Below are 22,738 nucleotides of genomic sequence, written 5' to 3'. Positions count from 1 at the left end.
CATCAATACCTACTAGTGTCATAGGGAATTGGTGAGGCGCATAACCATCACCGTGTTCGAAGAGGAGTCAGGACTATGACAACCCGAATCAGTCGCCGGTCGCTGATCGGCGGGATCACCGCGGTCGGGGCCGCCTCGCTCGTCGGCTGCCAGGTCGACACCGGCGAGAACACCGGGCCGGCCGCGCCGAGCGGCACCGAGATCAACTTCCCGGACTACAGCACCGAGCTGCCGGCCGAGGACGTCACGTTCCGCTGGTGTGACAGCGGCGATCTCAAGTCGGTGTACGAGAAGGCCGTCCTGGCCGCGTTCACCGGCAAGCACGCCAACATCAAGACCGACTACCAGGGCAGCGGCTGGGACACCGTGAACCAGGTCGTCCCGCTGGGCATCCGCAACGGCAGCGCGCCGGACATCTTCGCGGTGCCGAACAACGTGCCGGCCGCGACCGCGGTCAACGAGGGCTGGGTGCAGCCGCTGGAGCAGGTGATCCCCGACTTCGACACGTGGCGCGCCAACTTCGGTGAGAACGCCTTCGTGCCCGGCGTGCATGTCTTCGACGACAAGGTCTACTCCTTCCCACTCAGCTCGGACCGCCGACTGACCTACATGTCCTTCTACGACTCGGCCAACTTCGCGGCGGCCGGCTTCGACGACCCGGTGAGCCAGCTCAAGTCCTGGGACGACCTGCACGCCGCGCTGCAGAAGGTCGTGACCGGCGGCAAGACCGGCTTGATGATCGCCTCGGATCAGCTGTCCGGCATCGTCGACATGCTGGCCCAGAGCGCCGGGTGGCAGACCGTGACCGGGATGGACCTGCGCACCGGCAAGTACCGCTACGACGCACCGCAGGTGCTGCAGGCATTCGAGTTCCTGCAGAAGCTCGTCACCGACAAACTCGTCGTGCCCGGCTTCCTCAGCCTGAAGGCGGCCAACGCGCGGTCGCAGATGCCGGCCGGCAAGTCCGGGATGATCTTCAACGGTCCGTGGGACATCCCGGCCTGGAAGCGCACCGGCCCCGACTGGAAGTACGTGATGGGGCCGGTGCCGAGCCCCGACGGCGGCACGGACTGGGTGCAGCCGTTCGCCCAGAACGGCGCCAACAATCCGTGGGTCTACGCCAAGACGAAGTACCCCACGGTCGCCGGTCAGATCCTCAACTACATGGGCACTCCGGACGGCCAGAGGATGCTGGTGATCCTGAGCGAGGGCAATCTGGTGTCGCTGAACGAGCAGTTCAACTCCGACGCCGATCAGCCCGGACTGCTCGATGCCAATGCCAAGACCGCGTCGGACCTGGCAGCCAAGATCATGAAGGTGGCACCGCAGGCCGCGATCCGCAATCCCGACGTGGCCAAGGTGACGCTGGTCCGCAAGGAGGTCAAGCCAAGCTGGGCCGACCTGATGGCCGGCATCTTCACCGGCGAACTCAAGGGATCCGTCGAAGCTCAGTTCGCTCGGTTCAGCGCCCAGCAGCAGGAGTCGTTGGAGGCCGCGATCGACACCGCGCGGGCGGAAGGTGCGACCGCGACGCTGGACGACTACACCTTCCCGAACTGGGATCCGACCAAGGACTACACCAAGGCCGATTACGAGGCGCTCGGGTGATCCGGTGACGATCGCCCCGTCCGTCCCCGACCTGCAACAGCGCGCGCAGCGGCGGGTCGGCGGCTGGTATGAGCGGGTCAACGCCCGCTGGTGCTACATCTTCCTGTTGCCGGCGTTGATCTTGACCGCGTTGTTCACGTTCTATCCGATGATCATGTCGTGGGTGTTCTCGACCATGCGCTGGTCCGGGTTCACCGAGGACATGACGTTCATCGGGTTGGACAACTACGTCGAGTTGGTCAACGATCCGATGTTCTGGCGGGCGTTCGGTCGATCGGCGATCTTCATGCTGGTCGGGACGCCGATCCGGGTGATCCTGGCGCTGCTGGTCGCGATCGTGCTGAACCAGCAGGTGATGCGGCTGTCGCCGTTGTTCCGGACCATGTTCTTCCTCCCGGTGACGGCCGCGGCGGCGGTGATCGGGGTGGTGATGACGTTCGTGCTCAGCCCCAACAACGGGCCGCTCAATTCGGTGCTGACCTCCACCGGCCTGGTGCAGCAGCCGGTGGAATTCCTGTCCGACCCGGGCATGTCGCTCTGGACGGTGCTGTTGGTGCATGTCTGGAAGAACTTCGGCATCACGATGATCTATTGGCTGGCCGCGCTGCAGACGATCCCGCAGGAATACGTCGAGGCGGCCCGGATCGACGGGGCCGGCGCGTGGGGGATCCTTCGGCACATCCGGCTGCCGATCCTGCTGCCGTTCGCGTTGATCATCATCATCCTGACCGCGAAGGACAATCTGCACGCGTTCGGCATCGTGTGGACGATGACCGGCGGCGGTCCGTACTTCTCCACCCAGTTGATCGAGATCTACATCTACCAGACGGCGTTCCAGCCGGAGATGGGTTCGGTGCCGCGGCTCGGGTACGCCTCGGCCGCCGGCTGCTTCTTCGGCGTGGCCACGTTGATCTTCACCGTGATCCAGCTGTGGGCGGCCCGCAAGGTGGCCGAGGCCCGGTCGTCGCTGCGCGAGGCGGGTGATCGTCGATGACCACCACCCTGCAACCGACCGGGCGATCGGCCGCGGCGGAGCAGCCGCGCAAGATCAAACAGAAGCGGTTCTCCAAACGGGAGAAGCTCTGGGCGGTCGGGATCTCGATCGTGTTGTTCGCGATCGGGCTGGCCTGGATCTATCCGTTCATCTGGACGCTGTCCTCGTCGGTGAAGAACACCACGGAGATCTTCGGCTCGCTCAATCCGTTCAATCCGGTGCTCCGGATCGGCAACTGGTCGCGGGCCTGGACCGAGGCCAACATGGGCCAGTTCTTCTTCAATTCGGTCTTCGTCACCACCGGATCGATCATCATCTCGGTGACCGTGGCCGCGCTGATGGGCTACGCACTGGGCCGTTACCGGTTCGTCGGCAAGAAGTGGGTGATCGGGATCTTCGCCCTGGTGATCTTCCTGCCCGAGGGCTACACGATCATCCCGGTCTACGATCTGATCGACGCGCTCGGGCTGTCCGGTTCGCTGTGGGGCGTCACGCTGGCCGAGGCCGGCGGGGTCGGCGTGGTCCAGGTGTTGCTGTTCGCCGGCTACTTCTCCCAACTGCCCAAGGAGTTGGAGGAGGCGGCCCGGGTCGACGGCGCCGGGTTCCTGCGGATCTTCGCCCGGGTCTATCTACCGCTGGCCAAGCCGGTGATCGCGACCGCGGTCATCCTGCAGTTCATGCAGTCCTGGAACTCGTTCCTGCTACCGCTGGTGCTCACCCTGACCCGGCCCGAGCTGCAGACCCTCGCCGTCGGCGTCTACGCGTTGCGCAACGACTATTTCGCCGACTGGGGCGTGATGACCGCGGCCTCCACCATCGCCATGTTGCCGATCATCATCGTTTTTCTCGTCCTGCAACGCTTCTTCGTCGAAAGCATCGCCGGGGCGATCAAGGGCTAGTGATCAAGGAACAGAGGAGAACCAGTGTCAGTTCCGTACGCACCGAGCAGTCGGGCCGGCGGCAGCCGCAGCCGCAAGCTGGACCGGCCGAACGTGATGGTGATCTGTGTCGATCAGATGCGCGGCGATGCCCTGTCCTGCGCCGGGCATCCGGTGGTGAAGACCCCGCACCTGGACGAGATCGCCGGACAGGGCACTCGGTTCGCCCGGAACTACTCGGCGACGCCGACCTGTGTGCCGGCCCGGGTCGCGCTGTTCACCGGGCAGTCGCAGGAGCGGCACGGGCGCTACGGCTATCGCGACGGGGTGCCGTTCACCGAGGCCCATCCGGTGACCATGCAGGGGGTGCTGCGTGATCATGGTTACCAGACCCAGGCGATCGGCAAGATGCACGTGTTTCCGGAGCGGTCCCGGTGCGGATTCGATGACGTACGGCTGCACGACGGCTTCCTGCACTTCGGCCGGCGGGCCGGCGGCCGGCATCTGGAGGCCAACGACGACTACCTGACCTGGCTGCGGCGCCAACCCGGACAGGATCCGCACGCCGACTACTTCGACGACGGGCTCGGCTGCAACTCCCAGTTGGCGATGCCGTGGAGCCGGGACGAATACCTGCATCCGACCAACTGGGTGGTGCACGAGACGCTGGACTGGCTGCAGCGGCGCGACCCGACCGTGCCGTTCTTCAGCTACGTGTCGTTCCACCGGCCGCACGCGCCGTTCAACCCGCCGCAGTGGGCCTGGGATCAGTACATCGGCCGGCCCCGGGTCGATCCGCCGCGCGGTGAGTGGGCGTCGGCCTTCGAGGAGTTCCGCGAGGATAACTACCACCAGACCAAGTTCGGCCGCCTCGATCCGGAGACCCACCATCGGACCGTCACCGGCTACTACGGTTTGATCACCCACATCGACATGCAGCTCAACCGGCTGCTGGAGGGGCTGGCCGACTACGAACTGCTCGACGACACCGTGATCATCTTCACCTCCGATCACGGCGACATGATGGGTGATCACGACATGTACCGGAAGTCGGTCGGCTTCGAGGGCAGCGCGAACGTGCCGTTGATCGTCCGGCCGGCGCCGCGGTTCGCCGCCGACGCGCCGCGGGGCCAGGTGATCACCGAGGTGACCGAGCTGCGCGACATCATGCCGACGGTGCTCGACTTCGCCGGCGTCGAGGTGCCCGGCACCGTCGACGGCGTCAGTCTGGCTCCGTTCGCCACCGGCCGGACGGCACCGGAGACCTGGCGGCGCGAGATTCACGGCGAGCACACGCATTTCGCGCAGTCGCTGCAGTGGGTCACCGACGGCAAACGCAAGTATCTCTGGGCGTCGCAGAAGGGGATCGAGCAGTTCTTCGACCTCGAGTCCGATCCGCAGGAGCTGCACAACCTGATCGACGATCCGGCCCGCGCGGTCGAGATCGCCGACTGGCGCGGCCGCTTGATCAACTACCTGGACGGACGCGAGGAGGGTTATGTCGCCGACGGCGAGTTGATCACCGGCCGCCCGGTGCGGACCGAGCGCGCCGAGATCACGGCCCTGGTGGGTGCGACCCCCTGACCGACCGGGTCAGTGGTCGAACTCACCCCAACCCCACCAGCTGCGGATCTCCGCCCGGGCGCTGAACCGCGGCCGCTCCCGGTTCGGGTAACCATGGCCGGTGTAGTGCTTGGCGAGGGCGTCGATGTCGGCCAACCCGGTGTCCTCGGTGAGTTCGACGACGTCGAGCTGGAGGGCGACATGGGAATACCAGTCCTCGAGCGGCAGCACGTCCAGCGCGCAGCGTGGATCCCGGCGCACGTGTTGCAGCCGGACCCGTTCGGCGTCGAAGTTGATCAAGATCCGGTCGTCGGCCTCGAGCAGATACCAAGTGGCCGCCGTGATCGGCCGGCCGTCCTTCCTGGTGGTCGCCATGACCGCCGGATTGGCCTTGCTGAGGAAGCTTCGGACGTCGTCGGGCAGGGCTTCGGGCATGTGGTCACCCTAACGGGGCTCGTCGGTCAGGAGCTTCTCGAGCAAGGGCGCGAGGGTCTTCCGGTCGGCGGCGGTGAGCCGGCGCAGCACCAGAGCGTCCTCGGCAACGGCCGCCGACAACCGGTCGCGCAACGACCGGCCCGACCGGGTCAGCTGGAGCAGTTTGACCCGGCGATCTTCGCCCGGCACCCGGCTGACCAGCCCGCGCTCCTCCAGCTGGTCGGCGAGGTTGGTGATGTAGGACCGATCGCAGGTGAGTTGCTCGGCGAGCTCCCGCATCGGTGCGGGACGGTTGAGCGCAAGGACGGCGCGGGCCAGATGCACCGGCAGGTCGAAGCCCGCCGCGATCCGGGTGAAGTCGGCCTTGGCCTCCTCGACGATGTCGATCAACATCTGCGACAGCCGACTCACCTCTTCCAGCCGGCTCTCTCGATCTGCCATGGCCCCGATGATACTGCGGTCTGTCAATAGTTGATTCAGTCACGTATCGATGTACGGTTGAGTCATTGATTGAGCGATTCAACAGTTGACCAGACAGCAGTGCAGAAGGAGACGAGATGAGCTTCGACACAGTCAACGGAACCCGTGGCGCCCGGCAGCCCAAGGCGGGACGGCTCCTCGGTTGGGTCAACCGGCGCGTGGTGAACCGGATTCGCCGCAAGGGCGGCGGGTTCCTGGGCCTGCAGACCCTGGTGCTGGTCACTGTCGGTCGCAAGAGCGGGGCCGAGCGGATGACCCCGGTGGGCTGGTTCCCGGGTCCCGACGACAGTTGGCTGATCGTCGCCTCGGCCGCCGGCGCACCCAACAATCCGGCCTGGTACTACAACCTCGCCGCCCGTCCTGGTCAGGTGCAGATCGAGCTCGGCGGGGGGAGGATCCCGGTCACCGCCGATCAACTCGCCGGAGCGGAGCGCGATCGGGCCTGGCTGGAGATCACGACCGCGGTGCCCCGCTTCGCCCAGTACCAGGAGCAGACCGATCGCGACCTGCCGGTCATCCGGCTGACCCGCCGAGCCGGTTGATCGGCGGACCTCTCTCGATCCAGCCGGATCCGCAACGATCGGACGGACCTGTCAGTGGCGGGTCAGTGAGGTCTGATCGAATCCAGGCATGAGCCCTGGGAGGCACCCGTCCGGCCGACCACTGCCGCCGCCGCGCCGGGACGGTCTGGTCGCGCTGATCGTACTGTCCAGCCTCGCCCTCGTTGCGGTCGCGGCGTGCGGCATCGTGGTCTTTCGAAATGTGCTGGACTCAACGCGAGACCGGGAGGCTTCGGACACCCCCACGCCGGGCGCTACGAGCACGCCGGAACCATCGAAGAAGTCGTACCGAGAGGTCCCCGACACCGGCGGACCGGCCCGAGGGCAGGCCGAGGCGTTCAGCACCTTGCTGCGGGCCCGAGGGCTCGCCTGCTCGGACGAGAACCTCGCGAAGGTGTTCAGCCGTGGCTGCTACCGGAAGGACTTCGACCACCAGGTGCGGGTCGAGTTCCTCGGCCCGGTGGATGGCACGCTCAGCGAGGTCACGATCGATCTCGACTACATCGGCGCCGATGATCAGGCGACGGCCCACCGCGCGTTCGACGAGCTCGTCGGCGACTTCGCCGAGGCCGCCGAGCTGACTGCCGCGGACGCCGCGGTGGTCCGCGCGGAGTTGGCAGCCGAGAAGGCGAAGTTCGACACCGATTGGGGTTCGGCGGAGCTGCATCGCTTCACTGATTCCACCAGCAAGATCAGATTCGAGCGGTCCGGCTGGCAGTCGCCGGACCTGGTCGCTGCCACGCTGCCGGGCGATCTGGACCTGGTCGAGTCGGTTGCGGTGCAGCGTGGCTACCGCTGTGACCGGGGCTCCGAATACCAGATCACCTGCAAGCAGGGCGCCGACGACGGACTCACGATCGTGGCGAGCCGGGCCATTCCACGCGGCCTCGGCCGGCTCTACGTCGGGGCGAACACCGGTCAGGACGACAAGGCGATGGAAGCCGCGTTGGCCGAGACCGGTGCGGTGCTGGACGCGCTCGGCGGTCCGCGGGCCGCGGCGGCGAAGGACTGGCTCACCCAGAACCGTGCGGTGGCGGGCGGGATGGCCTATGTCGGCGGACTGCACGCCTACCTGGACGTGATCGACGACGACCAGCTGCGGCTGTACTACGTGCAGCTCGACCTGCTGTCACCGTGTCGGTACAACTCGGCGAACGGCGGGTTCTGCTGACGCCGCCGAGCTGTGGTCAGCCGGCTTCGCCGGTGGTGCGGGCCGCGGCCTTGCGGCGCAGGGCCGCGATGTCGAGCAGGCCGGAGGACGCCTCGGGGCCGGCCTCGGGCGCCTCGTCGCCGTCCTCCCACGGGTCGTACGGCTTCTCCTGATCATCGTCGGCGAAACCCTGCGACGGATCGTACGGATTGGCCAGGGCCGGCCCGTCGTCGCCGGTGGCGGAGACGATCGCCTCGTCCGGCAGCCCGCGCAGCACCGTGCCGACGTAGGACTCGATGGCGTCGATCATCGACACCTCGTGCCCCTCCTGCTCGGACAGGAACCAGCGGTGTTCCAGCACCTCGTGGTAGAGCTCGGCCGGCTCGAGCTTGCCCCTCAGCTCATCCGGGACGGCGGTGATCACCGGCTCGAACTCCTCGGTCAGCCACTGGTGCGCGACGATCGACTCGTCGGCGTTCTGCTGGTCGGTCCGGGCCCGGAAGTAGTCCAGGTCGTTCAGCAGCCGGCGCGCCTGGTTCTCCTCGGTGTCCAGCCCGGTCAGCCGGATCAGCCGCCGGGAGTGGTGACCGGCGTCGACCACCTTGGGCTGGATCCGGATCGTCGACCCGGCGAAGTCGGTGGTGATGTCCAGCTCGGCGACGTCGAAGCCGAGCGCGTTCAGCCGCCGGACCCGACTCTCGATCCGGTGCATCTCGCTGCCGTCGAACTCCTCGACCCCGGTCAGCTCCGACCACAGGTCGCGATAACGGTTCTCGATCGCGTCGACCAGCACCAGCGGCTTCAGCGCCTCGTCCAACAAGCCGCCGGCTTCAAGATCACTGAACTCGCCGAACAGGTTGGTCCGGGCGATGGTGAGGTCGTGTTCCCGCTGCCCGTCGCTCAGATCCTGGTGCAGCTCGCCGGTCTCGGCGTCGACCAGATAGGCGGCGAAGGAGCCGGCGTCGCGGCGGAACAGGGTGTTGGACAGCGACACGTCGCCCCAGAGGAAGCCGATCAGGTGCAGCCGGGCCAGCAGCACGACCATCGCGTCGACCAGCCGGTTCACGGTGTCCTGCCGGACTCCGCGGGTGAACAACGAGCGGTACGGCAGCGAGAACTGCAGGTGCTTGGTGATCAACACCGAGTCCAGCGGCTCGCCGGTCGGGTCGGCGCGCGCGGTCACCACCCCGACCGGCTCGACCGACGGGGTGTCCAGCCGGGTCAGGTCGCGGAGCAGCCGGTATTCGTGGATCGCCAGGTGCTCCAGCACCTCCTTGACGGCGTAGATCTCACTGCCGACCCGGACGAACCGGACCACGTGCCGGGAGATGCCCCGCGGCAGCGCCACCAGGTGTTCCGTCGGCCATTCCTCCAGCGGCACGTCCCACGGCAGCGTGATCAGCCGCGAGTCCGGGCGAGCGGCAACAAAACGAGGCACCCCCCCATCCTCGCCGACCCGGCACTAACGCACGCGTTTGGGCGGCGTGTCGGTGCACAAGTGACGTCTCGGCGACAGCGGAGCGGGGGACCGACCGGCGGCGGCGAGCGCCCGATGAGGGCTCCGGAGCGGAGTGTCCCGGAGTTGTTGTGCTCCCGACCCGGGTCAACAACCTCTCGAGCCGGCGGCTGACCGCCCTCGCCGGGGCATCCGCACCGCCGTTACGGACTTCGCCGACCCGTCACTTGTGCACCGACACGCCGCCAAAACGCGTGCGCTAGTGACGGGTCGGCGGTTTTTAGAGGCGGGTCAGGCCGAGGGAGAAGGGGGTTTGGGGGGTGTAGTTCAGGACCCGGTGGGCGCGGGTGGGGGAGGCGACGATGTGGCGGGCGTCGGTGGCGCGGCCGCCGCCGACGATGACCGGGGCGGGGCCGCCGGTGACTTGGGCCAGGGCGGTGGCGAGTTCGCCGACGGTGTGCGGGTCGCCGGAGGCGATGTTGAGTGGTACGAACTCGGGGGCGTCGATCGTGGCGATCCGCTCGATCGCGAGCAGGTTGGCCCGGGCCACGTCGTCGACGTACACGAAATCGCGGCGCTGGCCGCCGTCCTCGTACACCCGCGGTGGCCGGCCGGCGGCCAGCTCGGAGCGGAAGATCGCGGCGACGCCGGCGTACGGGGTGTCTCGCGGCATCCCGGGCCCGTAGACGTTGTGGTAGCGCAGCGCGGTCACCGCTCCGTCGATCTCCCGGGCCCACGAGGCGGCCAGCAGCTCCTGGCCGTGCTTGGTCACCGCGTACGTGTTCTGCGGATCGGCCGGGGTGTCCTCGTCGATCGGCACGTCGATCAGGTCGCCGTCGCAGCGGGGGCAGCGGTGTTCGTAGCGGCCGGCGGCGAGATCCGCGGGCCGGCGGGGCAGCGGCCGGACCGGGCCGTCGACGGGGCAGCGGTAGCCGCCGGGACCGTAGACGACCATCGACGAGGCCAGCACCAGCCGGCGGACCCCGGCCGCGGCCATCCGCGCCAGCAGGGTCGCGGTGCCCAGCAGGTTGTGTGACGTGTAGTCGGGCAGGTCGGCGACGCTGACCCCGACCCCCACCATCGCGGCCTGGTGACAGACCACGTCGACGCCGGCCAATGCGCGGTCGACGACGGCCGGATCCCGCACGTCGCCGGTGATCGGCCGGGGTTCCGTCCGGTTCGTCGGTGTGCCGCGGTCGAGCAGATCCAGGCCGACGACCTGATGCCCGGCGGCCCGGAGCTGATCGGTGATCGCGGAGCCGATGAACCCGCCGGCACCGGTGACGAGGACGCGCATCAGGGTTCCCTTCTCTTCGGTACGGGTGCTCGGCGGAGCAGGCCCCAGATCGCTACTCCGGCCCAGATCAGCACCAGGAAGATCACGGTGCCGAGCAGATAGGGCCGGTCGAGCAGCGACGGGTTGTCCGGCCGCCGACCGATCCCGGCCACGAACGGCCAGGCGATCGCCACCAGCGCCCCGCTGATGATCAGGCCCATGATCACCGGGGCCCGCCAGGCCGGGCGCACCCGGGTGCCGACCGTCAGGCCGAGCAGCCCGATCACCGGGATCAGCACCAGGTCGGAGACCAACGGGGGCAGCCCGAACCAGAGCGCCGTCGCGATCACGTCCGGCCAGCGGCGCAGCGTGGTCAGGGCCAGGAACAATCCGTACCCGATGCCGATCGCCCCGACCACCCCGACCCCGATCCTGACCTTCATGATCATCGACAGGTCGTTCTTCCCGGGCCGCGCGCTCATCGTACGATCTCGATCCTGGACAACCACTTGGTCTGCAGGGCGCCGGGCCGGTTCGGCGCGATCAGCCGGGCCGGGAAGCCATGATCATGATCGAGCACCTCGCCGTTCAGTCGCAGCGCGATCAGCGTCTCCGGGTGCCGGGCGAGCGCGGAGGCGACCACGCTGCGTCCGTACGGGCCGGCGTCGAAGGAGGCCAGCCGGGCCTCGGTGAAGTCGTGATCATCGACGAGGCCGATCAGATCGGACAGCCGGACCCCGGTCCAGGTGGCCAGCTGGGACCAGCCTTCGACGCACGCGATCGGCAGCTCGACGGTCCGTTGCGGCAGGGCGGTCAGGTCGGCCAGGGACAGCTCGACCGTCCGGGTGCCGACCAGCGCCAGCCGATAGTCGGCGCCGACCTGATCGGCCCGGATCCCCGCCGCGGCGGCGGTGCGGTTGACCGGGAGACCCTGCGGCCCGGTGCCGGATCGCTGGGCCAGCACCGAGACCCCGCGCAGCGCTGGGATCTTGTCACCGAGGGTCGCGATCGCGATCACCGCCGCGGCGATGGCGGTGCCGGTCAACAGGTGTCGTCGGGTGATCGTCGTTTCGGCTCCCGGTGCCCGGGGCTCCGCCGGCGGTGGAGGCGGCCGCCGATCGCGCCGGCGCAGGGCGCTGATCATGATCGGCAGCCTCACCGCGACGTGCAGCACGACGGAGCCGATCAACAGCCAGGCCATTAAGTAGTGCACTTCAGGGAAGAAGAACGGCCACAGGTACGCCTCCGCCACGTTGAGCAGACCGGTCAGCACTTCGAAGAACGCGGCGCCGATCAGCAGCAGAATGGTGCCCCGCTCGACCGCCTCGATGATCATGGCCCGGGCTCGGCCGGTCGGGAACCGGCGCCAGAACTTGGGCGCGACCGACCACAGCTTCACCGCCAGCAGCGGGATCGCCGCCATCCCGGTCGTGACGTGCAGGCCCTGGGTCACCCGATACAACCAGGAGGGGCCGGTCGGCCAGGCGAACCAGCCCGGCGGGTGCTGGATCAGATGGCTGATCAGGCCGGTGAGGAAGCAGATCGTGAAGGCCAGGCCGAGGGCGATGCCGAGAATGCTGGTCAGCCGCTCGGAGCGCAGCGGTGACCGGAAGTCCTGCTCGTTCGGTGGTCGCAACCTGATGATCATGCTCCCACCGCGATCAGCTCGGCCTGCTGGCGGCCGTCGATCACCCAGTGGTCGGTCAGTCGCAGCCCGCAGGGCCGGGCCAGCACGGCCAGCGCGTGCCGGTCGAGCCAGCACCAGGGAAACCAGCCGCTGGCCCGATCGCCGGCGACGAGGCGGACCAGTCGGCGGAGGTAGCCGGTGCCGGGTTCGGCCAGATCCAGCAGCACCCGTCCGCCCGGAGCGAGCAGGGCCCGGCAGCGGGTCAGCAGCCGGATCGCGTCACCGCCGATGCCGATGTTGTCGTCGGCCAGCAGGACGGTGTGCCAGCGCCCCTCGGCCGGCAACGGCGCGAACAGATCCCGTCGCAACGCCACGGCACCGCGACCGACCGCGGCGTCGACCGCCGGGCCGGAGAGATCGACCCCGAGGGCCGGCGTGCCGGCCGCCTGCAGGGCGGTGGTCAGCCGCCCGGGCCCGCAGCCGAGGTCGAGCGTCGGGCCGGAACAGCGGCGCAGCAGGGCCCAGTCGGCGCGACCGATGGTCCCGGACCAGGCCTCGACCGGCAGCCGGCGCCGATCGCCGGCATCGGTGATCATGGTCGTCGGTTCCCCGGCCAACGCCGCGGCGTAGAGCCGCAGCGGGCTGACCCGCTCCGGAGTCGTGGTGATCATCGCGCTACCCCGCTCCAGCCGACTTTGTCAGAACTGGTGCTGGCCATGGCCGTCCTCACTTCTGACAAGTCGGCGTTCCGGGGGTCGGGGGGAGATTCGGTGTCGATCAAGGTTCGGATCAGGGCGGCGAAGCCGGTGTGCGGGGCCATGGCGGCGACGGCCCGGGCGTCGGCGATCGTGTCGACGTCACGCAGCGCCGGCAGCAGGCTCACTCGCAAGCCGGCGGATCGCAGCGCGGCCAGCGTGTCGGTCCCGGTGCTCGAGGTCGACATCGGCACGCCGGCCACGGGTGCCACCGCGGTGGCCCGGCGGAGGCCGAGGCCCCACCAACCGCCGTCGGTGGCCGGACCGAGAGTGGCGTCCGGTCCACCCTCCACCGTCAGCTCGTGCAGCGCCGCGATGATCAACGCCGCGGTCAGTTGCGGGGTGTCCATTCCGACCTGGAACACCGGGCCCGGGCCGCAGTCGAGGTGCGCGTTGACGATCTTGGTCGCCAGGTCGGAGCCGCGCTGCTCGATCACGGTGAAGCCGTCCAGGGCCTCGCTGATCATGTCCGTTCCCTGGGCCCGGTCGAGATCGCCGGACAGCGCCAGCACCCGGCGGATGCCCGGGACGGTCCCGATGGTGGTGAGGGTTTCGGTCAGCGCGACGGCTGCGACCGCGGCCGCCTCGGAGCCGGTGAGGGGTGGGCAGAGCCGGGTCTTGACCCGGTGCGGCCGGGGCGCCTTGGCCAGCACCAGCACGGTGGCCGACGGCCGGTCCGTCGTTCGCCGCGACCGCATCAGTGGGCCGCCGCCCGCGCCGGTCGCGGCTCGGAGCGGAGGACCCGCAGCATGTCGGCCGCCACCGTCAGCGTGCCTCGCACCGTTCCGGTGATCTTGGATCGGCTGCCGGCCGGACGCGATCGGTAGGACACGTCCCGCTCGACGATCCGCCAGCCGGCCCGGCTGGCCCGGAGCAGTGTCTGCAGCGGATAGCCCGAGCGTGGATCGGTGAGCTTGAGCTCGATCAACGGCCGACGCCGGGCGATCCGGACCGGGGCCAGATCATGCAGCCGGACCCGGCCGCCGGCGCTCAGCAGGGCGGCCAGCAGTCGGTTCGCCAGCCGGGAATGCAGCGGCCAGGAGCCGCGTCCGGTGGGGCGGCGGCGGCCGCAGAGCAGGTCGATCGAGCCGTCGGCGAGCTCCCCGACCAGTGCCGGCAGCTCCACCGGGTCGATGGTGGCGTCGCAGTCCATGATCACCACCACCTCGGCGGTGGCTGCCCAGAGGCCGGTCTGCACGGCGGACCCGTAGCCGCGTCGCCGCTCGGCCAGCACCGTCGCGCCGTAGCTGGCGGCCAGATCGGGGCTGCCGTCGGTCGACCCGTTGTCCACCACGATCGCGCGATAGCGTTCCGGCAGCCGCTCCATGATCCACGGCAGAGCGGCCGCCTCGTTCAGGCACGGCAGGATGACATCGACCCGGCGATCCATGGCTCGAATCTAGGAACGGCCGCGATTACGGATCGAGGGTCAGGTCCTTACCGATCTCTTTCGGCCCGGTGATCACGCGGTCCGGGCGGCCGGCGCGGGCTTAGGGTCGGGATTCGTGGCAGAAGTCGTGAGTCGGAGCGCCGTCGACCGCGCGCGGGTCGCCGCGCTCGAGCCGCCCGGCAGCGCCGCCGGCGACGGGGACCAGGGCAGCCGCACTGACGCCGCCGCCGTCGCCGGCGCGTTCGGGCTGATCGCCGCGGCGGCCGCAGTGGGGGCGGGGCTGCTCGCGGCCGGAGTCCGGATCGAGGTGTATGCGCCGCCGCTGTTCGGCTGGCTCGCGCCCCGGATCGGGCCTGGCACCCCGGTCGTGCTGGCGTTGTCGATCATGGCGCTGATCGCTGCCGGGCGGGTGGCCCGACGGTGGCCGTGGCGGCGGACCATGATCATCGGCTACCCGGTCGCGGTCGCCTGGACGGTCGGCCTGGCGTTGATCGACGGCTGGTCCGGCGGACTCGGGTCGCGGCTGACCAGCGGCCATGAGTATCTGCACGAACTGCCCCGGATCGCTTCCCTGCCGGAGTTCCTGGCCACCTTCAGTGATCACATCCTTGACTTCCGGCCGGACAGCTGGGTGACGCACGTCGCCGGACATCCGCCGGGCGTGACCGCGGTCTTCTGGTTGCTGGACCGGGCCGGCCTGGGCGGCGGGGACTGGGCCGCGGTGATCATCGTCGCGGTCGGTTGCGCGGCCGCGGTCGCCGTTCCGGTCACCGTTCGGGCCTTGGGCGCCCCGGAGGCGGCACGCCGAATTCTTCCCTTCACGGTGTTCCTGCCCGGCGCGCTCTGGGTCGGTGTCTCAGCCGACGGCCTGTTCGCCGGGGTCGCGGCGGTCGGGCTGGCGTTGGTGGTGATCGGTGTCCGCAGCCGGCGCCCGGTCTGGCCGCTGCCAGTGATCGCCGGCGGTCTGCTGCTCGGGCTGCTGCTCTACCTGTCGTACGGGCTGGCCCTGTTCGGCGTGATCGTGCTGGCCGCGGCCGGGCTGAGCGTCCGGTCCGACGGCTGGGCCGTGCTGCGCCGGTGGGCGGTCGCCGCCGCCGCGGTGGCTGCAGTGGTGCTGCTGATCACCGCCGCCGGCTTCGCCTGGTGGCACGGTCTGGCGCTGCTGCACGAGCGCTACTACCAAGGGATCGCGGCCGAGCGTCCGTACGGCTATTTCGTCTGGGCCAACCTGGCCGCCTTCGTGATCATCGTCGGCCCGATCACGGTGGCCGGACTGGTCCGCGCGGTGCCGACGGTTGTTCCTTCCCTCAGGGAACGAACGAGCGAGCGATTGGTGCCCGCGGTGCTGGCGCTGGCCGGGCTGGCCGCCGTCCTGCTGGCCGACTTGTCCGGGATGTCGAAGGCCGAGACGGAGCGGATCTGGCTGCCGTTCGCGTTCCTGGTGATCACCGCGGTCGCCCTGCTGCCACGCCGGTCGGCCCGGGCCGGCTTCGCGCTGTCCCTCGGGCTGACCGTCGTCATCGCGCACCTGATCTGGACGCCGTGGTGAACACTGGGGGGATGCATCGGATCCTGGTGGTCGACGACGACGAGACCGTCCGCGAGGTGGTCCGCCGTTACCTGTCTCGCGAGGGGCACCAGGTGTTGGAGGCCGGCACCGGTCCGGACGCACTGGCGATCTTCCGCGAGCAGCGGCCGGACCTGGTGGTGCTCGATCTGATGCTGCCCGGCTCCGACGGGCTCGAGCTGTGCCGCACGATGCGCGCCGAATCGACCGTCGGCGTGATCATGCTGACCGCCCTCGGGCTGGAGTCGGACCGGGTGGTCGGGCTGGAGCAGGGCGCCGACGACTACGTGGTCAAGCCGTTCAGCCCGAAGGAATTGACCCTGCGGGTGACTCGGCTGCTGCAGCGGCTGGAGCCGGTGATCCTGGCGGACGAGCCGGAGCTGCGGTTGACAGACGGCGACTTGATCATCGACACCAGGGCCCGGACCGTGCACCGTGACGGCGAGCCGCTGAACCTGACCGGCCGGGAGTTCGACCTGCTCGCCTTCCTGATCCGCCACGCGGGGCAGGCCTTCACCCGCAAGGAACTGCTGGAACGGGTCTGGGACTGGTCGTTCGGCGACGATTCGACGGTGACCGTGCACGTCCGCCGGCTGCGGGAGAAGATCGAGCAGGACCCGTCCCAACCGCGCCGCCTGGTCACCGTCTGGGGCCGGGGCTATCGCTACGACCGGGAGGGCTGATGGACGACCTGCTGCACATCCTGCCCTGGGCCGCGCTGGCCTGCCTGGTGACCACGGTGATCGAGATCATCGTGCTGCGGCTGGTCCGGGATCGGCCCGCCGAGGTGATGATCACCGTCCTGGTGGTGGTGCCGATCCTGGCGGTGTTGATCTTCGTCGTGATGATCAGCGGCTTCATGTTCACACCTCAGCTGGGCTGGACCGCGGTCACCTGTGGGCTGATCGCGACCGCGGTGATCCCGGTCTCCGTCGTGCTCGGCCGGCGGATCACCCGGCACGGCATCCAAGCCGAGGCGAGGCGGGCCGCGGAGCGTCAGGTCGACGCGTCCCGGCGTGAACTGGTCGCCTGGGTGAGTCACGATCTGCGGACTCCGCTGTCCGGGATCCGCGCGATGAGCGAGGCCCTGCAGGACGGCGTGGTGAACGAGCCCGACGACGTCGTCGCCTACGCCGGCAAGATCTCAGCCGAGACCGAGCGGCTGTCCCGGATGGTCGACGACCTGTTCGAGCTGTCCAAGATCACCGCGGGAGCGTTGCAGTTGACCTTCGCCCCGCTGCCGTTGGAGGACGTGGTGTCCCAGGCCGTCGACGCGGTCTCGGTGACCGCCCGGCGCCGCGGCATCGCGGTCCAGGTGGATCCACCCGCCAGCTGGCCGACGATCAGCGGCTCCGGCCCGGAGCTCGACCGGGTGCTGCGGAACCTGTTGATCAACGCGGTCCGGCACACTCCGGATGGGGCCACGGTGGTGATCAGTGCGAGCGTCGCGCCCGGCGGTGCCCGGGTGTCGGTGCAGGACGCCTGCGGCGGGATCCCGGAGCAGGACCTGCCGCGGGTGTTCGACGTCGCGTTCCGTGGCGTACCGGCGCGGACACCGGGCGGCGACGCCGACCTGCGGACCGGGGCCGGGCTCGGGCTGGCGATCGTCCGCGGCCTGGTCGAGCTCCATCGCGGCGCCGTGGGCGTACGCAATCACGGGCCGGGGTGCCGCTTCGACGTCACCCTGCCGCTGGCCCGTCCGGCGTGACCGGTCCGCATCGACCCGTCACTTGTGCTCCGACACGCCGCCAAAACCGGTGCGTTAGTGACGGGTCGGCGGGAATGGGGAACGCCCCTCGCGGAGATCCGCGAGGGGCGCTTCCTTCGTTCAGGTCCTTCAGGTCGTTCAGCCGGAGAGGCGGGCGCCGCTCGTCTGCGAGAACACGTGCACGCTCTCGGGGGCGACGGAGAGGCGCACGGTGGAGCCCCGCTCCGGCGGGCGCCGGGAGGAGATCCGGCCGACGATCTGCTGAGCGGTCAGCTGCTCGTCCTCGCTGAGCCCGGCCAGCGTGCCGTAGAGGTACGCGTCCGCGCCCAACTCCTCGACCACGGCCACGTCGACGCCGATGCCGGCCTCGCCCAGGTCGAAGGTCTCGGGCCGGATGCCGATGGTCAGCGTCTTCTCGTCGCCGGCCTTGGCCAGCACCTCACGCGACACCGGAACGACGAAGTCGCCGACCCGGACACCGCCCTCGGTCACCGTGCCGTCGAGCAGGTTCATCGCCGGCGAGCCGATGAAGCCGGCCACGAACAGGTTCTCCGGCTTGTCGTACAGCGACAGCGGGGTGTCGACCTGCTGCAGCACGCCGTCCTTCATCACCGCGACCCGATCGCCCATCGTCATGGCCTCGATCTGGTCGTGGGTCACGTAGACGGTGGTGACGCCGAGCCGCGCCTGCAGGGCCGCGATCTGGGTCCGGGTGGACACCCGGAGCTTCGCGTCCAGGTTGGACAGCGGCTCGTCCATCAGGAAGACCTGCGGCTGCCGGACGATGGCACGACCCATCGCGACCCGCTGCCGCTGACCACCGGAGAGCGCCTTCGGCTTGCGGTTGAGGAACTCCTCCAGGCCCAGCAGCTTGGCGGCCTCGAGCACTCGCTGCTGCCGCTCGGCCTTCGGCACGTTGGCCATCTTCAGCGCGAAGCCCATGTTGTCGGCGACCGACATGTGCGGGTAGAGCGCGTAGTTCTGGAACACCATCGCGATGTCGCGATCCTTCGGCGGCAGATCGGTGACATCCCGCTCGCCGATGTGAATGCTGCCCTCGTTGACCTCTTCGAGGCCGGCCAGCATCCGGAGCGAGGTGGACTTGCCACAACCCGACGGCCCGACCAGGACCATGAATTCGCCGTCGCCGATCTCCAACTCGAGACGATCGACCGCGGGGTGCTCGGAACCGGGGTAGACCCGGGAGGCTTGATTGAACGAAACGGTGGCCATGCCACATTCCTTTCCACGGGCAGGTACGTGCCCGACGATCCGTAGTGGAAACACGGCGCATGGTCATGGCGCGACCCTGCGCTGAAGCGCACTTTACCTCGCGGTGTGAAGAATCGACCAGCCGGGTCTCACCATGGTGGACAACCTGCGTTGATCAACACTCGACGATGTTGACGGCCAGTCCGCCGCGCGCCGTCTCCTTGTACTTGATCTTCATATCGGCCCCGGTCTGCATCATCGTCTTGATCACCTTGTCCAGGCTGACGGTATGCTGCCCGTCGCCGCGCAGAGCGAGTCGGGCGGCGGTGATCGCCTTCACCGAGGCGACCGCATTCCGTTCGATACAAGGGATCTGGACCAGACCTCCGACCGGGTCGCAGGTCAGCCCGAGATGATGTTCCATGCCGATCTCGGCCGCGTTCTCGACCTGCTCCGGGGTGCCGCCCAGCAACTCGGCCAGCGCGCCGGCGGCCATCGAACAGGCCGTGCCGACCTCACCCTGGCAGCCGACTTCGGCGCCCGAGATCGACGCTGTCTGCTGATAGATCGAGCCGAGTGCGGCGGCCACCAGCAGGAAGTCGATGATCGAATCGTCGTTCGTGCCGGGCACGAACCGGACCGCGTAGTGCAGCACTGCCGGGATGATGCCCGCGGCACCATTGGTCGGCGCGGTGACGACCCGACCGCCGGAGGCGTTCTCCTCATTCACCGCCAGCGCCCACAGGGTGATCCAGTCCATCGCGGCCAGCGGGTCGAGCGGCAACGGCGTCGAGTCGGCCGCCGGCGGGGCCGACTCGATCAGCAGCTTCTGGTGCAGTTCGGCGGCCCGGCGCCGGACCTTCAGCCCGCCGGGCAGCACGCCGGTGGTGGCGCAGCCGTTGCGGACGCATTCGGCCATCACCGACCAGATCCGCAGCAGCCCGGCCCGGACCTCCGCCTCGGGCCGGCGGGCCACCTCGTTGGCCAGCATCACCCCGGCGATCGGCAGGCCGGTCTCGGTGCAACGGTCGAGCAGTTCCACCCCGGTGCGGAACGGGTACGGCACCGGGGTCGGGTCCGAGACGATCGAGGGCGCACCACTGCCGTCGTCGTCCAGCACGAAGCCGCCACCGATCGAGTAGTAGGTGCGGCTGGTCAGCTCGGTGTCGCCGGTCCAGGCGGTGAAGGTCATCCCGTTCGGGTGGAACGGCAGCGACCGGCGCCGGTGCAGGATCAGGTCGGCGTCGCGATCGAACGGGATCCGGTGCTGGCCGGCCAGCAGCAGCTTTCCCTCGGCCATCGCCTCGGCCGCCCGCCGCGGCCCGGCCGTGGTGTCGACTGATTCGGGGTCCTCGCCTTCGAGCCCGAGCAGCACCGCGTTGTAGCTGCCGTGCCCGTGCCCGGTGGCGCCGAGCGAACCGAACAGCTCGGCCCGGACCCGGGTGACCTCGGTCAGCCGGCCGGACTCGGCCAGCGCGGTGGCGAACCGCTTGGCCGCCCGCATCGGGCCCACGGTGTGCGAGCTGGAGGGCCCGATACCGATGCTGAACAGGTCGAACACGCTGACGGTCACGGCTCAAGTGTCACTCACCGGCCCGCGAAACCCGGTGTCGCGTCGAGGCGGTGACCGGAATCCAGCGCGCGTTCGTACTCAGCGGTGGTTTCGGGTCGATTCGGCCAACGATTGCTGGATTTCGGTCAGCTGCCCGGCGTCGAAGGGCGTGCCCTGAGCCTGCCGACGGGACTCGACAGACCCAGCCCGCACGACCCCGGGGCCCCGCCGGCTCATACCCGGCAGGGAGCTCCGGCCACCTGCAGTCTCACCCGTCCCAGCCGCCCCACCCGGCCCCGACACGCCCATGTGTCCCCGATCACCAAACGCGGCAGTTGCAGCGATCCGCGGCAGGTGCAACTGCCGCGTCTGGTCCGAACTGCCGCGTTTGTGGTGCGGAGTGGTCAGGGGGTGGTGGTGAGCTGGGTGAGGGCCAGGTGGATGGCGCGGCGTTGGGCGGGGGTGAACTGGTCTAGGAAGAGGGTGACGTCTTCGGTGTCGACGGTGGCGGGGTCGAGGTCGGGGTCGAGCAGGCCGGTGCCGTACTCGGCGGCGTCCTCGGCGATGACCCGGGCGACCTCGGCCACCCGGGGATCGTCCGGGTCGAGGTCGGCCAGGGCGTCGAACTCGTCGTGGATCCGGGCGATCAGGGCGATCCGTTCCGGCTGGTCCAGCAGTTGCCGGTAGTAGGCGGCCAGCGCCTCGGCCGCGGCCGGCTCGTAGGTGACGGCGATCAGGGCCAGATCTCGCTCGTACGTCAGCGCCGTGGGGTTCAGGCCTCGGTCCTGGAGCTGGTCCAGCACCTCGGCCAGCGGCGCCGGCAGGGTCGGGTCGAGTCGGGACTCGAGCTGCCGGGCGACGTCGCGGCGGAGGCGCCGGATCCGCCGTTCCTCCTCGGCCAGTCGGCGCTCGGCGGCGACCAGCGCGGTCCGCCAGGCGTCACTGCCGGCCGGCGCGACGAGCACGGCCCGGACCTCGGCCAGGGACAGGCCGGCGTCCCGCAGCCGCCTGATCTTGACGAGGCCGACCAGGTCGCGGACGCCGTAGCTGCGATAGCCGTTAGGCCGTCGCGGCGGCTCCGGCAGCAGGCCCTCGCGGTGGTAGTGCCGGACGGCGCGCGTGGTCGTGCCGGCCAGCTCCGCCAGCTCGCCGATCTTCATCGGGCCTCCTCGACCTCCGCCGTCCGGTTGATGCCGCCCTGATTGATCCCGCCCTGATTGATCCCGCGCAGCCAGGGCGAGGCCAGGCTGCCCACGGTGATGATCAACCACAGCACGGCGAGCGCCCAGCCGGCCGCCACGACACTCCACTGTTCGGCGATGAAGCCGGCCAGAGCCATGCCGACCGGAGCCGCGGCCAGGGTGCCCGAGTTCTGCAGGCCGAGCACCCGGCCGTACGCCTGCTCGGGAATGCGTTCGGTGAGGACCGTGGTGAACACCGGGCCGAAGAATCCCGAACCGCTGCCGGCCAGCACGGCCGCGACCAGCAGCACCGGGTACGGCGGGAAGATCATCACGCCGATCAACCCGACCGCCATCACCACCAGCCCGATCGTGACCGTCACCCGGTTGCTGATCTTGGTGCCGAGGACGGTGTACACGCCGGCCCCGATCAGCCCGCCGAGCGCGATCGCGCTGATCACCGGACCCATCAGCCCCGGCTGCCCGACCGCGACGAACCAGGCCGGCAGCAACAGTGCGACCACCGGACCGATCACCAGGAAGGCGCCGACGGTCAGGCCGCAGAGCCACAGCACGGTCGGCTCGCGGCGGACGATCCGCAGGCCTTCGCGGAGGTCGGCCAGCGCGGCCCGCGGCCCGAACGGCTTCGCGTCGACCGCCTGGTCGGCCGGGTCCGTGGGCACCCGGTCCAGGCCACGGGGCAGCAGGGCGGTGGCCAGGGCGGCCAGGGCGGAGGTGATCGCGGTGACCCAGAGCGCCGTGGTCGGGTTGACGGCCGCGACCAGCAGGCCGCCCAGGGCCGGCCCGATCAGCATCCCGAGTCCGGAAATCCCCTCGTTGATCCCGCTCAACCGGGCCACCGGCAGCTTCCCGGCCCGGGCCACCGCCGGCAGCAGCGCCTCGCGCGCCGTCATCCCGGGCACGTCGAAGAGGGCGCCGAGCAGCGCCGCTGCGATGAACCAGCCGAGCGACAGGCCGACCGTCAGCTCGATCAGCGGCAGCACGGCGATCGAGGCGGCCGAGCCGAGATCGGCCACGATGCTCAGCCGCTTCCGGCCGAACCGGTCCGCGATCACGCCGCCACCGATGGCCGCCAGCAACTGCGGCACGGCGGTGACCGCGGCGACCAGGGCGGCGGCGCCGATCTGCCCGGTCTTGGTCAGCACGATCACCGGCAGCACGATCGCGGCCAGCGCGTTGCCGAAGATCGACAGGCCACCGGAGGCCAGATAGAGCACCACGGATCGGCGCTGTGGCACGGCGGTGATCGGGGTCTGCGTCGTGGTCATGAAACCAGGGTCAAACATTGACGTAGCGTCAAGGTCAAGCCGCCCGTGCACAGAGTG

The 22,738-nt window shown here is 69.6% G+C and carries 22 protein-coding genes; 9 read left to right on the top strand and 13 right to left on the bottom strand.

Annotated elements, in window-relative coordinates:
• The first annotated feature begins 75 nt into the window (after positions 1-75).
• From FNH24_RS30525 to FNH24_RS30510, 4 genes are read left to right on the top strand one after another with little or no spacing between them, the layout of a single operon-like run.
• Entirely contained in the window at positions 76-1,608 is a 1,533-nt protein-coding gene (locus FNH24_RS30525) for an ABC transporter substrate-binding protein (protein WP_152366028.1), read from the top strand.
• Positions 1,609-1,612: 4 nt separating this feature from the next.
• A complete protein-coding gene (locus FNH24_RS30520) occupies positions 1,613-2,602 on the top strand; it encodes a carbohydrate ABC transporter permease (RefSeq protein ID WP_152366027.1) in 990 nt (329 codons plus the stop codon).
• Positions 2,599-3,501: a carbohydrate ABC transporter permease gene (locus FNH24_RS30515; protein ID WP_152366026.1), complete on the top strand. Its 903-nt coding sequence runs from the start codon at positions 2,599-2,601 to the stop codon at positions 3,499-3,501. The genes FNH24_RS30520 and FNH24_RS30515 overlap by 4 nt, the downstream gene beginning before the upstream one ends.
• A gap of 24 nt (positions 3,502-3,525) precedes the next feature.
• On the top strand, positions 3,526-5,064 hold the full coding sequence (locus FNH24_RS30510) for an arylsulfatase (protein ID WP_246187156.1): 1,539 nt from the start codon (positions 3,526-3,528) through the stop codon (positions 5,062-5,064).
• 9 nt (positions 5,065-5,073) lie between these two features.
• Here the strand turns inward: FNH24_RS30510 and FNH24_RS30505 are convergent, their stop codons facing one another.
• Complete coding sequence (locus FNH24_RS30505; protein WP_152366025.1) at positions 5,074-5,478, bottom strand: pyridoxamine 5'-phosphate oxidase family protein; 405 nt, start codon at positions 5,476-5,478, stop codon at positions 5,074-5,076.
• A 9-nt stretch (positions 5,479-5,487) separates the two neighbouring features.
• Complete coding sequence (locus FNH24_RS30500) at positions 5,488-5,919, bottom strand: MarR family winged helix-turn-helix transcriptional regulator (RefSeq protein WP_152366024.1); 432 nt, start codon at positions 5,917-5,919, stop codon at positions 5,488-5,490.
• Positions 5,920-6,035: 116 nt separating this feature from the next.
• Here FNH24_RS30500 and FNH24_RS30495 point away from each other — a divergent pair, with 116 nt between their 5' ends.
• A complete protein-coding gene (locus FNH24_RS30495; protein WP_152366023.1) occupies positions 6,036-6,500 on the top strand; it encodes a nitroreductase/quinone reductase family protein in 465 nt (154 codons plus the stop codon).
• Positions 6,501-6,588: 88 nt separating this feature from the next.
• On the top strand, positions 6,589-7,689 hold the full coding sequence (locus FNH24_RS30490) for a hypothetical protein (RefSeq protein WP_152366022.1): 1,101 nt from the start codon (positions 6,589-6,591) through the stop codon (positions 7,687-7,689).
• A gap of 16 nt (positions 7,690-7,705) precedes the next feature.
• On the opposite strand, the gene FNH24_RS30485 is transcribed toward FNH24_RS30490, so the two are convergent.
• From FNH24_RS30485 to FNH24_RS30455, 7 genes are all read right to left on the bottom strand, one after another.
• Entirely contained in the window at positions 7,706-9,106 is a 1,401-nt protein-coding gene (locus FNH24_RS30485) for a DUF4032 domain-containing protein (protein WP_152366021.1), read from the bottom strand.
• A 298-nt stretch (positions 9,107-9,404) separates the two neighbouring features.
• Entirely contained in the window at positions 9,405-10,421 is a 1,017-nt protein-coding gene (locus FNH24_RS30480; RefSeq protein ID WP_152366020.1) for an NAD-dependent epimerase/dehydratase family protein, read from the bottom strand.
• A complete protein-coding gene (locus tag FNH24_RS30475; RefSeq protein ID WP_152366019.1) occupies positions 10,421-10,882 on the bottom strand; it encodes a hypothetical protein in 462 nt (153 codons plus the stop codon). Before FNH24_RS30475 ends, FNH24_RS30480 begins: the two co-directional genes overlap by 1 nt.
• Positions 10,879-12,048 carry a molybdopterin-dependent oxidoreductase gene (locus FNH24_RS30470; RefSeq protein WP_175047931.1) on the bottom strand — a complete coding sequence of 390 codons (1,170 nt, stop codon included), beginning with the start codon at positions 12,046-12,048 and terminating at the stop codon, positions 10,879-10,881. Before FNH24_RS30470 ends, FNH24_RS30475 begins: the two co-directional genes overlap by 4 nt.
• Positions 12,045-12,698 carry a methyltransferase domain-containing protein gene (locus FNH24_RS30465; protein WP_152366018.1) on the bottom strand — a complete coding sequence of 218 codons (654 nt, stop codon included), beginning with the start codon at positions 12,696-12,698 and terminating at the stop codon, positions 12,045-12,047. The genes FNH24_RS30470 and FNH24_RS30465 overlap by 4 nt, the downstream gene beginning before the upstream one ends.
• Entirely contained in the window at positions 12,695-13,480 is a 786-nt protein-coding gene (locus FNH24_RS30460; RefSeq protein WP_152366017.1) for a TIGR04282 family arsenosugar biosynthesis glycosyltransferase, read from the bottom strand. Before FNH24_RS30460 ends, FNH24_RS30465 begins: the two co-directional genes overlap by 4 nt.
• Positions 13,480-14,172, bottom strand: coding sequence for a glycosyltransferase family 2 protein (locus FNH24_RS30455; RefSeq protein ID WP_152366016.1), 693 nt, complete (start codon positions 14,170-14,172; stop codon positions 13,480-13,482). Before FNH24_RS30455 ends, FNH24_RS30460 begins: the two co-directional genes overlap by 1 nt.
• A 115-nt stretch (positions 14,173-14,287) precedes the next feature.
• Here FNH24_RS30455 and FNH24_RS30450 point away from each other — a divergent pair, with 115 nt between their 5' ends.
• Genes FNH24_RS30450 through FNH24_RS30440 form a run of 3 tightly spaced genes read left to right on the top strand, consistent with a single transcriptional unit; the run spans position 14,288 to position 17,447 of the window.
• Positions 14,288-15,721: a hypothetical protein gene (locus tag FNH24_RS30450; protein WP_217428642.1), complete on the top strand. Its 1,434-nt coding sequence runs from the start codon at positions 14,288-14,290 to the stop codon at positions 15,719-15,721.
• Positions 15,722-15,732: 11 nt separating this feature from the next.
• The gene (locus tag FNH24_RS30445; RefSeq protein WP_152366015.1) at positions 15,733-16,422 is read left to right on the top strand and encodes a response regulator transcription factor; all 690 of its coding nucleotides are present in this window, start codon (positions 15,733-15,735) and stop codon (positions 16,420-16,422) included.
• Positions 16,422-17,447, top strand: a complete 1,026-nt coding sequence (locus FNH24_RS30440) for a sensor histidine kinase (protein ID WP_152366014.1) — start codon at positions 16,422-16,424, stop codon at positions 17,445-17,447. The genes FNH24_RS30445 and FNH24_RS30440 overlap by 1 nt, the downstream gene beginning before the upstream one ends.
• 138 nt (positions 17,448-17,585) lie before the next feature.
• Here FNH24_RS30440 and FNH24_RS30435 read toward each other — a convergent pair whose 3' ends face one another.
• The 4 genes from FNH24_RS30435 to FNH24_RS30420 all read right to left on the bottom strand — a co-directional run bounded on the left by FNH24_RS30435 (position 17,586) and on the right by FNH24_RS30420 (position 22,681).
• The gene (locus FNH24_RS30435; protein ID WP_152366013.1) at positions 17,586-18,680 is read right to left on the bottom strand and encodes an ABC transporter ATP-binding protein; all 1,095 of its coding nucleotides are present in this window, start codon (positions 18,678-18,680) and stop codon (positions 17,586-17,588) included.
• Between the two features lie 154 nt (positions 18,681-18,834).
• On the bottom strand, positions 18,835-20,232 hold the full coding sequence (locus FNH24_RS30430) for an L-serine ammonia-lyase (protein WP_152366012.1): 1,398 nt from the start codon (positions 20,230-20,232) through the stop codon (positions 18,835-18,837).
• A 383-nt stretch (positions 20,233-20,615) separates the two neighbouring features.
• On the bottom strand, positions 20,616-21,371 hold the full coding sequence (locus FNH24_RS30425; RefSeq protein WP_152366011.1) for a MerR family transcriptional regulator: 756 nt from the start codon (positions 21,369-21,371) through the stop codon (positions 20,616-20,618).
• Entirely contained in the window at positions 21,368-22,681 is a 1,314-nt protein-coding gene (locus FNH24_RS30420; RefSeq protein ID WP_161606400.1) for an MFS transporter, read from the bottom strand. Before FNH24_RS30420 ends, FNH24_RS30425 begins: the two co-directional genes overlap by 4 nt.
• Between the last annotated feature and the right edge of the window lie 57 nt (positions 22,682-22,738).

The sequence above is a fragment of the Microlunatus speluncae genome (assembly GCF_009299835.1).
GTDB classification, from domain to species: Bacteria; Actinomycetota; Actinomycetes; order Propionibacteriales; family Propionibacteriaceae; genus Microlunatus; species Microlunatus speluncae.
The sequence above is the reverse complement of the archived record's forward strand: the minus strand, read 5'-3'. Positions and strand labels throughout refer to the sequence as shown.

Bases quoted from the DNA above. Each gene is read 5' to 3' on its own strand.
- FNH24_RS30525 (WP_152366028.1), top strand. From the start codon at position 76: ATGACAACCCGAATCAGTCGCCGGTCGCTGATCGGCGGGATCACCGCG.
- FNH24_RS30515 (WP_152366026.1), top strand. From the start codon at position 2,599: ATGACCACCACCCTGCAACCGACCGGGCGATCGGCCGCGGCGGAGCAG.
- FNH24_RS30505 (WP_152366025.1), bottom strand. From the start codon at position 5,478: ATGCCCGAAGCCCTGCCCGACGACGTCCGAAGCTTCCTCAGCAAGGCC.
- FNH24_RS30500 (WP_152366024.1), bottom strand. From the start codon at position 5,919: ATGGCAGATCGAGAGAGCCGGCTGGAAGAGGTGAGTCGGCTGTCGCAG.
- FNH24_RS30495 (WP_152366023.1), top strand. From the start codon at position 6,036: ATGAGCTTCGACACAGTCAACGGAACCCGTGGCGCCCGGCAGCCCAAG.
- FNH24_RS30490 (WP_152366022.1), top strand. From the start codon at position 6,589: ATGAGCCCTGGGAGGCACCCGTCCGGCCGACCACTGCCGCCGCCGCGC.
- FNH24_RS30480 (WP_152366020.1), bottom strand. From the start codon at position 10,421: ATGCGCGTCCTCGTCACCGGTGCCGGCGGGTTCATCGGCTCCGCGATC.
- FNH24_RS30475 (WP_152366019.1), bottom strand. From the start codon at position 10,882: ATGAGCGCGCGGCCCGGGAAGAACGACCTGTCGATGATCATGAAGGTC.
- FNH24_RS30470 (WP_175047931.1), bottom strand. From the start codon at position 12,048: ATGATCATCAGGTTGCGACCACCGAACGAGCAGGACTTCCGGTCACCG.
- FNH24_RS30465 (WP_152366018.1), bottom strand. From the start codon at position 12,698: ATGATCACCACGACTCCGGAGCGGGTCAGCCCGCTGCGGCTCTACGCC.
- FNH24_RS30460 (WP_152366017.1), bottom strand. From the start codon at position 13,480: ATGCGGTCGCGGCGAACGACGGACCGGCCGTCGGCCACCGTGCTGGTG.
- FNH24_RS30455 (WP_152366016.1), bottom strand. From the start codon at position 14,172: ATGGATCGCCGGGTCGATGTCATCCTGCCGTGCCTGAACGAGGCGGCC.
- FNH24_RS30445 (WP_152366015.1), top strand. From the start codon at position 15,733: ATGCATCGGATCCTGGTGGTCGACGACGACGAGACCGTCCGCGAGGTG.
- FNH24_RS30440 (WP_152366014.1), top strand. From the start codon at position 16,422: ATGGACGACCTGCTGCACATCCTGCCCTGGGCCGCGCTGGCCTGCCTG.
- FNH24_RS30435 (WP_152366013.1), bottom strand. From the start codon at position 18,680: ATGGCCACCGTTTCGTTCAATCAAGCCTCCCGGGTCTACCCCGGTTCC.
- FNH24_RS30425 (WP_152366011.1), bottom strand. From the start codon at position 21,371: ATGAAGATCGGCGAGCTGGCGGAGCTGGCCGGCACGACCACGCGCGCC.
- FNH24_RS30420 (WP_161606400.1), bottom strand. From the start codon at position 22,681: ATGACCACGACGCAGACCCCGATCACCGCCGTGCCACAGCGCCGATCC.